Source organism: Rhizobium sp. NZLR1, assembly GCF_017357385.1.
Classification (GTDB): domain Bacteria; phylum Pseudomonadota; class Alphaproteobacteria; order Rhizobiales; family Rhizobiaceae; genus Rhizobium.
Genome location: NZ_CP071632.1, coordinates 4,254,739 through 4,267,358, shown reverse-complemented (window position 1 = coordinate 4,267,358; position 12,620 = coordinate 4,254,739). Strand labels below are relative to the sequence as shown.

The window sequence follows — 12,620 nt, the reverse complement described above, 5'->3', positions numbered from 1 at the left end:
CGAGGGCGTTGATGACTACGAAGCTTAAAATCACGGCGATCAAGCCCTATCCAGTATGGGTAGGAACGCGCAACCAGATGCTGGTCAAGGTCGAGACCGACAACGGCATCTTCGGCTGGGGCGAGAGCGGCTTGAGCGGTCGCGAGAAGGCCGTGGCCGGCGCGATCGAGCACTATCGCGAGTTTCTCATCGGCCGCGACCCGATGCAGATTGGTCGGATCTGGCAAGAAGTTTATCGCAGCCAATACTTCGAAGGAGGGCGCGTTCTGCAGGCGGCGATTTCAGCCATCGACATTGCCCTTCACGACATCAAGGGCAAGGCGCTGGGGGTGCCGGCCTACGAATTGCTGGGCGGTAAACAGCGCGACCGCATTCCGACCTTCGCCTCGACCGGTGACGAGGCCGAGGGCGATGTTGCCATCGAGCGAGCCCGCGAACTACGCGCACAAGGGTGGCAGGCGATCCGCTTCTTCCCCATCGGGCAAAACAGCAAGGACGTCTTTGAGCCGCGGGAGTCGATCGGCGCTACCGCAGCTATGCTAAACAAGGCGCGCCAGGCACTGGGCGACGAGGTCGTCCTCGGCATCGATTACCATCATCGGCTGTCGGTGGCAGAAGCGGCGAGCTTCTGTAACAAGCTCGGCCGTGGCGTGCTTGATTTCCTTGAGGAGCCGATACGAGACGAGACACCCGAGGCCTACGAATCCCTGCGCACGATGACCGACATCCCGTTCGCCATCGGCGAGGAATTTGCCAGCAAGTGGCAATTCCTGCCCTACATCGAGCGTGGCATACATCAATTCAACCGGCTCGATGTTTGCAATGTTGGCGGGCTCACCGAAGCGATGAAGGTCGCTGGTTGGAGCGAGGCGCACTATGTGGACCTGATGCCGCACAATCCCCTCGGCCCCGTCTGCACGGCCGCGACCATCCATCTCGCCGCCGCGGTACCGAATTTCGCTTGGCTCGAGACCAGGGCGCCCGAAGCGAAGCTGGGCTTCGATAATTCCGACTTCTTCCCCGTGCAACCACGGCTCGACGGTCCCGACTATCCGGTCAACGATCTGCCGGGGCTCGGCGTCGAGGTCAACGAAGAGGCGGTCAAGGCGGAGAGCTTTCGTTTCTGGGAAGCGCCTCACCTGAAGCGCCGCGACGGTTCTGTCACCAACTGGTAGTTTCATCCACCGGAGCACAAAATGACACATACGCCCGACATTACGCGACCGCCCAAAGAGTTGATCGACGCACTGAAAGAAATCGGTGCCGCGACCGTTGCCGGCACGCTTGGCCACATGGGCTTCCGCAATCCGCACATGGTCGGTCCCGTGGCGCAGAATCACGGGAAGTCGATCGTCGGGCCCGCCCTGACGCTTCAATTCCTGCCGCAGCGGCCGGACCTTTTTAACGAGGGAGAATATGCAGATCCGGAGACGCAGTTGCACCGCCATGTGCTTTATCACGTGCAGGAGGGCGATGTGGTCGTCGTCGACGCGCGCGGCGACATGAGTTCTGGCGTCTTCGGCGATATGATGTCGACCTATTTCAAAGGCAGAGGCGGCGCTGGCATCGTGATCGATGGCTGCATGCGCGATCGGCCCAATGTCGAGAAGCTGGATCTGCCTTTATGGCTGCGCGGCTGGACACCCAACTATCATGTGCAGACCGGCATCTATCCCAACGCCGTCAACGTCCCGATTGCCTGCGGCGGTGTCACGGTAATCCCCGGAGACATCATCGTCGCCGACGATGACGGTGTGGTGATGCTTCCGGTCGCAATGGCCTCGACGGTCATCGAAGAATCGCAAAAGCATCACGATTGGGAGGAGTTCTCGCGAGTGAAGCTTATGGAAGGCGGGTCGTTGCAGCGCTACTATCCGCTGCATGACGATGCCCGCGGAGAGTACGAAGAGTGGCGCAAGACAAACCGCTTGGGAACAACCTAGCCAATGGATTACCCTATAACAGGATGATTTTAGGCCCGGTTGGCCTGGAATCATCCTGTTCTAAATTAAAGAGTTAGAGCATGACGTTGTCCGAAAACCGCGCACACTTTTCGGCATCATGCTCTAGTCTGGTTGTTGAGAATCGCTGAGATCAACATCTGACGAAGGTCGAGAAAATGCAGCAGCCGTCCATCATGGCTTACAGTCTCAGCCAGCGCTTCCTTCATTGGACGGTGGCGCTGCTGATCTTCTTCAATCTGCTGTTTCCCGACGGCATGAATGTCTGGCATCGGCTGATGCGCAGGGGGCAGGTGCCGACGCCGGAGCAGGTTTCGTCGGCGAATATCCATGCTTATGTCGGCATCGCCATCCTGCTGCTTGCGATCGTCCGGCTCGGGCTGCGTGTTACCAAAGGCGTGCCGGCCGAGGCCGCCAAGGAACCGGCGATCTTCCGTCTTGCCGCGCGGCTTGCCCATGCCGGTCTCTATATCCTGATCTTCGCCATGCCGCTTACGGGCATCGCCGCCTACTATTTCGGCATCAATCCCGCCGGTTCGCTCCACGCGGATATCCTGAAGATCATTCTCTGGGCGCTGATCGCGGCGCATGTCGCCGGCGCGCTCGTCCATCATTTCTATTGGAAAACCAATGTGCTGCGCCGCATGACGTTCGGCTGATTGCTGGTTCAGTTCACCGCACTGACCGTGAAGCCCTGCCGGCGCAGCAGTTCGATGACGCCGGCCTTGCCGGGCAGGTGCAGGGCGCCGACCGCCATGAAGACGTTGCCGCCGTCGAGGATCGGGGCGGCGCGCTCGGCCATCACCTTGTTGCGGTCGAGGATGACGCGCTGTTCGAAGGCGGCATAGTCGTCATCTTCGCCTTCCTTCTTCGGCGTCACGGTCTTCAGCATCGGCATGGTCATGCCGATCTCGCCGGAGAGATAGAGGTCGGTCATTGTTTCCACGACATCGCTCATCTTGTCGCCGAGCTCCAGCGTCTCGATCAGCGACTTCAGATGGAATTCGACCGGCAGGTCGGCCATGGCCTGGATCTGTTCGGCAAGGGTTTCCAGCCCCTTCACCTGCTTGCCTTCGGCAACCGCGTCGGTGGCAATCTTCTGGTCGAGGAACTGCACGCCTTTCGCCTTGCGGGCGATCTCGCAGGCCGGCAGGGCAACGGCGCTCGAAATCATCCAAGGCCGCATGCGGGAAACGGCACTGAGCGGAATCCCGCGCTGCTTCAAACCGGCTTCGAGGCGCTTGTAGTCCTCGGGGGAGAGCAGCTTGTCGATCGTCGTGCCGTCGGTGAACATCGTCAGCTCCGGCCTTGCGAGCAGGGCGGCGGTCGCCTTCCTTTCGTCGAGGATCTCGTCGGATTCGATGATGATCGTGTCGGCGGCGTCGTGGGCTGCCTGGGCGCGCTGCGGCAAGACCAGAACACGCGGGTCGGTAACATGCATGCTGCCGAGCAGCCATGACGGCGCAAGCCCCGGCTTCTCGATCTTCCAGAAGATGCCCTTGCCGTTCGGGGTTGCGTCGGCTTCCTTCAGCGCCTCGGCATAGCGGGCGGGGTCGTTCTGCTGCAGCTCGACCATCAGATTGCGGCCGGTGCAGGCCGCCTCTTCGGCCGCAGCCGGTCGCGCAGCCAGAAAGGCCACAAACAGGGCCGCAAGAAGCAGCATGTGAAAGGCGGCAATCAGCCAGAGCAGCAGATTGCCGGGTGCTGCGAGAAAAGTCCGGCGGCCGATCGATGTCGTCATGATGATGTTCCGGTCACATGCCTTGTGGTTTCATGCTCTACGCCCGGCTTGCGCATATTCCTTTAAGAGAATGCGTTAACGAAAGCTTAGAGTCGTTCTTGCTCCGGCAGAATTTTCAATCTGACCAGAAAAGGTTCTAAGCGCGCGGGTGCGCCCGATCATACACCTCGAGCAGCCGCGACGCATCGACGCCGGTATAGACCTGCGTTGTGGAAAGGCTGGCGTGGCCGAGCAGTTCCTGGATGGTGCGCAGATCGCCGCCGCCGGCAAGCAGGTGGGTGGCGAAGGAATGGCGCAACGCATGGGGTGTCGCGGTCTCCGGCAGGCCGAAGGCACTGCGCATCTTCTGCATGGCGCGCTGGATGATCGCCGGCTGCAGCTTGCCGCCGCGGGCGCCGCGAAAAAGGGGCTCGCCGGGTTCGAGGTGATAGGGGCAGAGCGTGCGGTATTTCTCGACGGCGTCGAAAACCACCGACAGCAGCGGCACCAGCCGCGTCTTGTTGCCCTTGCCGGTGATGCGCAGCGCTGTGGCGCCCTTTTGCAGGTCGGAGGGAACGAGACCCAGCGCTTCGGAGATGCGTAGGCCGCAGCCGTAGAGCAGCGTCATGACAGCCGCATCGCGCGCGGCGATCCAGGGTTCGTCATGGAGCTGGGCTTCATTGCTGACGACGGTGATCGCCTGCGTGTCCGACAGCGGCTTGGGCAGCGATTTCGGCTGTTTCGGCGAGCGTATCGCGCTGGCGCCGGCGGCATTGACCAGACCCTTCTTTTCCAAGTGGCGCAGCAGCGAACGAAGGCCGGCGAGATTGCGGCCGAGCGAGCGGGCCCCGGAGCCCTGCTTGCGCCTGGCTGCGAGAAAGGCGCGGAAATCGGCGGGGCGCAATTCCCTTATATCGCCAAGCGTCGCCGGGCCGGCGAGGTGGCCGGTCAGGAAGGTCAGGAACTGGCGTGTGTCGCGCTCATAGGCATCGAGCGTGTGCTCGGAAAGACGGCGCTCGCTGGCGAGGTTTTCGAGCCACGCGGCCCGTTCCGCCATCAGGCGCGAATCGGCGATAACAAGCAGTTCATTCACATCGCTGGCCTTGAATTTGCCTTCAAGTCCGCCAATTTGGAGCAGGAACGGTTATGGAATTGCTAATGCCGGCCAAACCCTTGTCATCCCTAGATCATATTTTACTGCGATAGCTTTATACCCATAGACAGGATCTTTCATGGCACGGCGCGATTCCATGACGGCTTTCGGACAGCTCGCGGAAGCGATCGCTCTCGTTTCACAGGGAAAACCCGGTCATATCGTCGATAGGCTGATTGCCGAACGCGGCCAGAGGATCGTGAAGAATCCGCTCTGGCCGGTTATGCGGCCGTTTCTCTACACGCTGCTGCGCTACAACAAGGCGATCGAATTCGCCAATGCCGTCGCCAAGATGCCGGGCTTCCAGTCGTTCGAATATCTGAGCGACGTGCTGAAACTCGATATCGGCATTACCAATGGCGAACGCATCCCCGATGCCGGTGGCTTCATCCTCGTCAGCAACCATCCCACAGGCATCGCCGATGGTGTCGCCGTGTTCGATCTGCTGAAAGCACGTCGGCCGGATATGATGTTTTTCGCCAATCGCGATGCTATCCGCGTCAATCCGCGGTTTGCCGAGATTATCATCCCCGTCGAATGGCGGGAGGAGTACAAGAGCAAGCTCAAGGCACGCGAAACGCTGCAATTGACCAATCACGCGGTGCGGCAAGGCAAGGCGACGGTGCTCTTCCCGTCAGGCCGCATCGCCTACTGGGCGAACGGCCGGCTGAACGAACGTCCATGGAAAACCTCGGCCGTCGGGCTGGCGCGCAAATACAATCTGCCGATCCTTCCCGTCCATATGACGGCGCGTAATTCCGGCCTGTTCTACTGGCTGGCGAAATGGTCGACGGAGCTTCGCGACATGACGGTGTTCCACGAACTGTTGAACAAACGCGGCGATCGCTTCGATTTCGTCATCGGCAATCTCATTCCGGCCGAACATCTGGACGGCGACCTCAACGACGTGACGAAGGCGCTGGAGAAGCATACGGTGCACGACATGGCAGCCAATGGCGACGCGACTTTCATGCCGGTCGGCCCGCCGGCTGCGGCGATGCCTCGCAAGCTTTCCGTTCCTGCAGTCTAATGCATGTCGTCGGCGAGTGTGCTGCGGTTCCGGGATGACGACATGCATAAAACAAAGGACTTTAAATCCATCGGCTTTGCCATGACGGTCGATATCCGCGTGATCCGCGATCGATTGCCGCGGGAGATCGCAGACCTCGAAAGCGAGGCCCGGCAAGAGGGCCATCTCCATATCAGCCGCGTTATCGCCGAATGGTCGGCTGGAGACCTCAGATTCGAGCGTGACGGCGAAAGGCTGCTCGGCGCCTATGTCGGGGAGGCGCTCGCCGGTATCGGAGGCCTGACCATCGAACCCACCCTATCCGGAGCGTTGCGAATGCGACGTTTTTACATCCGTCCAGAGATACGCCGGCATGGCATCGGCCGGATGCTGGCCCTGGCTCTGCTGGATCATGCGCGGGCCTTCTGCGGTATCGTCACCGTTCATGCGGGAAATGCCGACGCGGCCAAATTTTGGCAGGCGCTTGGATTTCAGCTCTACGAGCGGGACGGCGATACACATTGTCTCGAAATCCTCCCCCACATTCCCTCCGGTCGTCCTCATGATGTTTCGGGCTGATTCTTCACGTTTTAAGCCTCACGCAACGATCTCCTTGAGGCGGATGGCCTGACGCGCCAGCAACCGCTCGACATCGGCAACATCGAGCGCCGAGAGCTTGGCGCCCGGCTTGCGCAGGGTGGCGGATTTGATCACGCCGCGCTTGGCGAGCACATATTTGCGCGAGGCAAGGCCGATGCCCTGCTGTTGTTCGTAGCGGGCGAGCGGCAGATAGGCGTCGAAAATCGCATGGGCACGATCGAGGTTACCGGCCGCATAGGCCCCGACGACGCCAACCATCATCTCAGGATAACAAAAGCCGGTCATCGCGCCATCGGCGCCGCGGCCCATCTCTTCGGGCAGGAAAAGTCCGCCATTGCCGCAAAGGATGGAGATGCGCCGCATGGTGCCCTTGTCGCTGGCGGCGCGAAGCGCGGTGATTTTTGAAAGGCCCGGCCAATCCTCGTGCTTGAGCATGACGCAATTCGGCACCTCATTGACGATGCGCTCGATAACCTTGGGCGCGATCGTCACGTTGGTGGTGAGCGGATAATCCTGCAGCACGAAGGGCGTATCGCCCAGGACTTCACCGACCGATTGGTAGAAGGCGAAAGCCTGGTCGTCGGTCTTGACGGTCCAGGGCGGCGCGACCATGACGCCGGCAGCCCCCTTGCCGATGACGGCTTCGGCAAGTTCGCGCATCGGAGCAAGCCCCGGCGCCGAAACTCCGACGACGACGGGAAGACGTCCGTCGAGGCGCTTCAGCACACGCTCGACCACGGTCCGCGATTCCTCCGCGGTCAGCTTCGGGGCCTCGCCGAGTTGCCCAAGCACCGTCAGGCCGGTGACGCCGGCGCCCTCGTAGAAATCGACCATGCTGTCGATACTGGCGAGATCGAGCGCGCCGTCATCGGTGAACGGGGTTACGGCGATCACATAGACGCCCTTGGCATCTTCGGTCAGTCTGGCCATTGGTGCTCTCCAATTCAACGGCCGAAGAACAGCGCTTCGGCATTTCGAACAAAGATCTTTTCGGCAATGTATGCGGCCAATCGCTCGTCCAGCAAGCTTTCCGTATGGGAACGGGCGATCGCGCGGAATCTTCCTGCGCCGGATTCTGCGCCCGATGTGCGTCCCGTCTTTGCGGTTCCAATTGCATCGATTTGCGGGCATGGTCTCGCCCGATGAGCACAGATTCGTCCGATCTCTTTGGCGCGCTTTTCGAGGCACCGCCCGCGAACCGAACGGTTCCCGTGCTGGTGCCGATGCCGGCGCCAAAACCCTATTCTTATTCGGTGCCTGATGGCATGGCGGTCGAGCCCGGCTCGGTCGTGCAGGTGCCGCTCGGGTCGCGGCAGGTCATCGGCGTCGTCTGGGACGGCGGCGAGGATGGGGTCGATCCGAAGAAGCTCCGGCCGATCAGCCATGTCTTCGACTGCCCGCCGCTTTCCCGGGAGATGCGGGAATTCATCGATTGGGTCGCGACCTATACGCTCTCGCCGCCCGGCCTCGTCGCCCGCATGGCGCTCAGGGCGCCGAATGCCTTCGAGCCGGAGCCGATGGTGGAGGGGTTGAAACTCGTCGGCGGCGAACCGGAGCGGATGACGCCGGCGCGCGCCCGGGTGCTCGACACGGCCTCCGACGGCTTGTCCTGGACCCGCAGCGGCCTTGCGCATGCGGCGGGTGTGTCGACCAGCGTCGTCGACGGGCTAATCACGCTTGGCATATTCGATACGATATTTTTGCCGCCGCCGCCGGTGGTGGCGATGCCCGATCCGGATTTTGCCGCCGCACGCCTCGAAGGGCCGCAGAAGGCGGCAGCCGAAGAGATCGTTTCCGACGTCCGCAAGGGCGAATTCTCGGTGTCGCTGATCGACGGGGTGACCGGCTCCGGCAAGACCGAGGTCTATTTCGAGGCGATTGCCGAAACGCTGAAACGCGGCAAGCAGGTGCTGATCCTGCTGCCGGAGATCGCGCTGACGGCAAGTTTCATGGAGCGTTTCCAGGATCGCTTCGGGGCGAAACCAGCCGAATGGCATTCCGATCTTGCGCCGCGCATGCGCGAAAAGGTCTGGCGCCAGGCGGTGACCGGCGAGGTGCGCGTCGTCGCCGGCGCCCGCTCGGCGCTGTTCCTGCCGTTCGAGGATCTCGGCCTGATCATCGTCGACGAGGAGCACGATCCTGCCTACAAGCAGGAGGACCGCGTCTTCTACAATGCCCGCGATATGGCTGTGGTGCGCGGCCGGATCGGCGATTTTCCCGTCATTCTGGTGTCGGCGACGCCGTCGGTCGAAAGCCAGGTCAATGGGCAGAGCGGGCGCTACAGCACCGTCCACCTGCCGACGCGTTTCGGCGATGCGGCGCTGCCGGACCTGCATCTGGTCGACATGCGCCGGCACGGGCCGGAACGCGGCGGCTTCCTGTCGCCGGTGCTGATCCGGGCGATCGGCAAGACGGTGGAGAAACGCCAACAGGCGCTGCTCTTTCTCAACCGGCGCGGTTATGCGCCGCTGACGCTCTGCCGGGTCTGCGGCCATCGCTTCCAATGTCCGCAATGTTCGAGCTGGCTGGTCGAGCATCGCTTCCGCAAGCAGCTGCAATGCCATCAATGCGGCCATGCCGAGCGCACGCCGGAGGCGTGCCCGGAATGCGGCACGCTCGACCATCTTGTTGCCTGCGGGCCAGGCGTCGAGCGCATTGCCGAGGAGGTGGAACGGCATTTCCCGGAGGCGCGAACGATCGTCCTCTCCTCGGATATCATGGGCGGGGTCAAGCGGCTGCGGCTGGAGCTGGAGGCGATCGCCAAGGGGGAGGCCGATATCGTCATCGGCACCCAGCTCGTCGCCAAGGGGCATAATTTTCCGCTGATGACGCTGGTCGGCATCATCGATGCCGATCTCGGCCTGGCCAATGGCGACCCGCGCGCCGCCGAGCGCACCTTTCAGCTTTTGTCGCAGGTGACGGGCCGGGCCGGGCGCACCGGCCTCAAGAGCCATGGGCTGCTGCAGACCTATCAGCCGCAGCACCCTGTCATGCAGGCGATTGTCTCAGGCGATTCCGACGCCTTCTATGAGCGCGAGATCACCGAACGCGAACGCGCTATATTGCCGCCCTTCGGCAGGCTCGCCTCGATCATCGTTTCGGCCGAGACCCGCCATGATGCCGAAAACCACGCGCGCGGCATGCGCAATGCGGCGCCGCAGGTTTCAGGCATTTCGGTGCTTGGCCCGGCCGAGGCGCCGCTGGCGCTGGTGCGCGGCCGCCATCGCTTCCGCCTACTGGTGCATGGCCGGCGCAACTCGGACATGCAGGGGTTTTTGCGGGCGATGCTGTCGCAATCGCCCAAGGAGCGCGGATCGGTACAGGTGCAGCTCGATATTGATCCGCAAAGTTTCCTATAAATCATAACGCCGCCATTTCCTCCTTTTCCGGCCCATGTCATAAAACACTAATTCTTCCGGGTGATTTGGGGCGATGCATGGAATTCTATTTTCCGACCGAACTCGGCGAGCAGCTAGCGTTCTGCTCAGCCGCTTTCACGGCGCTCGCCGGCTTCATCATGATGTTTGCGCCAGGCCCTACTTTCCGTCTTCTCGGCCTGCAGGCGCAGGACGGGCGGCCGGAAGGATATGGCGAGGGACGCTCGATGGGCGGTTTTTATCTCGGCTTCGGCCTGTCGGCGATCATGCTCGCCCAAAACTGGATCTACATGGCGCTCGGCGCCTCCTTTGCGATGGCGGCCTTTGCCCGGATCATATCGATCCTGTCCGATAAGGGGAGTAATCTCGTCAACTATTTACTCCTGGTTGTGCAAATTGCTTTGGCGGCGCTGCCACTGCTCTATGTTTTCGGCTTCACCCAGACGTGAATCTATCGGCCGGCCGGCGGCTTCCCCGGCCGGCTTTCAGGCCATTGCGCAATTTTGCCAACAGAAATTCATGTGAAAGGCGTATTCGGGCGTTACGCGTGTTGCGAGTCCGAACATCCTATGTTAGACGGACCCCGAATTTCGGAAGAAGCAAGAGGCTTCTCTTGTGATTTCTGGGGGAAATCAAAACGAATTCAAGATCATAGGTTCGGCGTCCGCCGAGAGCCGGATTTTGGGTTGAAATCAGGGAAATTTGTGCCAGTGGCAGACACGTCCCAGCTTACATCTGGTGTTGCCGAGCGCTATGCGTCGTCGCTTTTCGATCTGGCGCTCGAGCAGGGCGCTGTCGACAGCGTCACCGCCGATCTTGACCGTTTCCAGGCGATGCTGGATGAGAGCGCCGACCTAAAGCGTTTCGTCGCAAGCCCGGTTTTCTCTGCCGAGGACCAGCTGAAGGCGATCACCGCCATCAGCGAGAAGGCCGGAATCGGCGGCTTCTTCGCCAATTTCCTGAAGGTCGTGGCGCGCAACCGCCGCCTGTTTGCCCTGCCGGGCATGATCAAGGCCTTCCGTATCATCGCCGCGAACCATCGCGGTGAAATCTCCGCCGAGGTCACCTCGGCACACGCGCTTTCGCAAGCGCAGGAAACCGAATTGAAGGTGGCACTCAAGAGCGTTACCGGCAAAGACGTGACGATTGCCGTCACGGTTGATCCGTCAATTCTTGGTGGTCTGATCGTCAAGGTCGGGTCCCGCCAGATTGATACGTCTCTTCGTACCAAACTCTCCACTCTTAAGCTCGCATTGAAAGAGGTTGGCTGATGGATATCCGCGCCGCGGAAATTTCCGCAATTCTCAAAGACCAGATCAAAAATTTCGGCAAAGAGGCAGAAGTCTCGGAAGTCGGCCAGGTTCTCTCCGTCGGTGACGGTATCGCCCGCGTCTACGGTCTGGACAATGTCCAGGCCGGTGAAATGGTCGAGTTCCCCGGCGGCATCCGCGGCATGGCGCTGAACCTCGAATCCGACAACGTCGGCGTCGTCATCTTCGGCTCCGACCGTGACATCAAAGAAGGCGACACCGTCAAGCGGACTGGCGCCATCGTCGACGTTCCCGTCGGTCCGGAACTGCTCGGCCGCGTCGTCGACGCGCTTGGCAACCCGATCGACGGCAAAGGCCCGATCAATGCGACGCGCCGTTCGCGTGTCGACATCAAGGCACCCGGCATCATTCCGCGCAAGTCGGTTCATGAGCCGATGTCGACCGGCCTCAAGGCTATCGACGCGCTGATCCCGGTCGGCCGCGGCCAGCGCGAGCTGGTTATCGGCGACCGTCAGACCGGCAAGACCGCGATCCTTCTCGACGCCTTCCTCAACCAGAAGGCCATTCACGACAACGGTCCGGAAGGCGAAAAGCTTTACTGCGTCTACGTCGCCATCGGCCAGAAGCGCTCGACCGTCGCTCAGTTCGTCAAGGTGCTCGAAGAGCGCGGCGCGCTGAAGTATTCGATCATCGTCGCGGCGACTGCTTCCGATCCGGCTCCGATGCAGTATCTGGCTCCGTTTGCCGGCTGCGCCATGGGCGAATATTTCCGCGACAACGGCATGCATGCGCTGATCGGTTACGACGACCTGTCCAAGCAGGCCGTTTCCTACCGCCAGATGTCGCTGCTGCTGCGCCGCCCGCCGGGCCGCGAAGCCTATCCGGGCGACGTTTTCTACCTGCACTCGCGCCTGCTCGAGCGCGCTGCGAAGATGAACGACGACCAGGGCGCCGGTTCGCTGACCGCTCTTCCGGTCATCGAAACGCAGGGCAACGACGTGTCGGCCTTCATTCCGACCAACGTGATCTCGATCACCGACGGCCAGATCTTCCTTGAAACCGACCTGTTCTACCAGGGTATCCGCCCGGCGGTGAACGTCGGTCTGTCGGTTTCCCGCGTTGGTTCCGCCGCACAGATCAAGGCGATGAAGCAGGTTGCGGGTTCGATCAAGGGTGAACTCGCCCAGTATCGCGAAATGGCCGCCTTTGCCCAGTTCGGTTCGGACCTCGACGCTGCGACGCAGCGCCTGTTGAACCGCGGTGCACGCCTGACCGAACTCCTGAAGCAGCCGCAGTTCTCGCCGCTGAAGACGGAAGAACAGGTCGCGGTGATTTTTGCCGGCGTCAACGGCTTTCTCGACAAGCTGCCAGTCGCTTCGGTCGGCAAATTCGAGCAGGGCTTCCTCTCTTATCTGCGTTCGGAAGGCTCCGCCATCCTCGACGCGATCCGCACTGAAAAGGCAATCAGCGACGATACCAGGGGCAAGCTCACCGCTGCTCTCGATAGCTTCGCAAAGTCTTTCGCGTAA

12 protein-coding genes are annotated in these 12,620 nt (G+C 61.5%); 9 read left to right on the top strand and 3 right to left on the bottom strand.

What is annotated here, in order from left to right:
* The first annotated feature begins 11 nt into the window (after window positions 1–11).
* The 3 genes from J3O30_RS20920 to J3O30_RS20910 all read left to right on the top strand — a co-directional run bounded on the left by J3O30_RS20920 (window position 12) and on the right by J3O30_RS20910 (window position 2,620).
* Window positions 12–1,175: a mandelate racemase/muconate lactonizing enzyme family protein gene (locus J3O30_RS20920; protein WP_207582080.1), complete on the top strand. Its 1,164-nt coding sequence runs from the start codon at window positions 12–14 to the stop codon at window positions 1,173–1,175.
* A 21-nt stretch (window positions 1,176–1,196) separates the two neighbouring features.
* Window positions 1,197–1,943 (top strand): ribonuclease activity regulator RraA, encoded by a 747-nt coding sequence (locus tag J3O30_RS20915; RefSeq protein WP_207582079.1) that lies wholly within the window; start codon window positions 1,197–1,199, stop codon window positions 1,941–1,943.
* A gap of 176 nt (window positions 1,944–2,119) precedes the next feature.
* Window positions 2,120–2,620: a cytochrome b/b6 domain-containing protein gene (locus J3O30_RS20910; RefSeq protein ID WP_207582078.1), complete on the top strand. Its 501-nt coding sequence runs from the start codon at window positions 2,120–2,122 to the stop codon at window positions 2,618–2,620.
* Between the two features lie 8 nt (window positions 2,621–2,628).
* On the opposite strand, the gene J3O30_RS20905 is transcribed toward J3O30_RS20910, so the two are convergent.
* Together J3O30_RS20905 and J3O30_RS20900 are read right to left on the bottom strand one after the other, a co-directional pair.
* The gene (locus tag J3O30_RS20905; RefSeq protein ID WP_207582077.1) at window positions 2,629–3,702 is read right to left on the bottom strand and encodes a TraB/GumN family protein; all 1,074 of its coding nucleotides are present in this window, start codon (window positions 3,700–3,702) and stop codon (window positions 2,629–2,631) included.
* Window positions 3,703–3,838: 136 nt separating this feature from the next.
* Entirely contained in the window at window positions 3,839–4,774 is a 936-nt protein-coding gene (locus tag J3O30_RS20900; protein WP_207582076.1) for a tyrosine recombinase XerC, read from the bottom strand.
* Window positions 4,775–4,913: 139 nt separating this feature from the next.
* Here J3O30_RS20900 and J3O30_RS20895 point away from each other — a divergent pair, with 139 nt between their 5' ends.
* A complete protein-coding gene (locus J3O30_RS20895) occupies window positions 4,914–5,864 on the top strand; it encodes a GNAT family N-acetyltransferase (RefSeq protein ID WP_207582075.1) in 951 nt (316 codons plus the stop codon).
* A gap of 81 nt (window positions 5,865–5,945) precedes the next feature.
* Window positions 5,946–6,422, top strand: a complete 477-nt coding sequence (locus J3O30_RS20890; protein WP_207584394.1) for a GNAT family N-acetyltransferase — start codon at window positions 5,946–5,948, stop codon at window positions 6,420–6,422.
* Window positions 6,423–6,440: 18 nt separating this feature from the next.
* Here the strand turns inward: J3O30_RS20890 and J3O30_RS20885 are convergent, their stop codons facing one another.
* A complete protein-coding gene (locus J3O30_RS20885; protein ID WP_207582074.1) occupies window positions 6,441–7,373 on the bottom strand; it encodes a dihydrodipicolinate synthase family protein in 933 nt (310 codons plus the stop codon).
* 212 nt (window positions 7,374–7,585) lie between these two features.
* On the opposite strand from J3O30_RS20885, the gene J3O30_RS20880 reads away from it, so the two are divergent.
* From J3O30_RS20880 to atpA, 4 genes are all read left to right on the top strand, one after another.
* Window positions 7,586–9,802, top strand: coding sequence for a primosomal protein N' (locus J3O30_RS20880; protein ID WP_207582073.1), 2,217 nt, complete (start codon window positions 7,586–7,588; stop codon window positions 9,800–9,802).
* 77 nt (window positions 9,803–9,879) lie between these two features.
* On the top strand, window positions 9,880–10,269 hold the full coding sequence (locus tag J3O30_RS20875) for a DUF4345 family protein (protein WP_207582072.1): 390 nt from the start codon (window positions 9,880–9,882) through the stop codon (window positions 10,267–10,269).
* A 255-nt stretch (window positions 10,270–10,524) separates the two neighbouring features.
* Window positions 10,525–11,091, top strand: coding sequence for a F0F1 ATP synthase subunit delta (locus J3O30_RS20870; protein ID WP_207584393.1), 567 nt, complete (start codon window positions 10,525–10,527; stop codon window positions 11,089–11,091).
* Window positions 11,091–12,620, top strand: a complete 1,530-nt coding sequence (gene atpA / locus J3O30_RS20865; protein ID WP_207582071.1) for a F0F1 ATP synthase subunit alpha — start codon at window positions 11,091–11,093, stop codon at window positions 12,618–12,620. Before J3O30_RS20870 ends, atpA begins: the two co-directional genes overlap by 1 nt.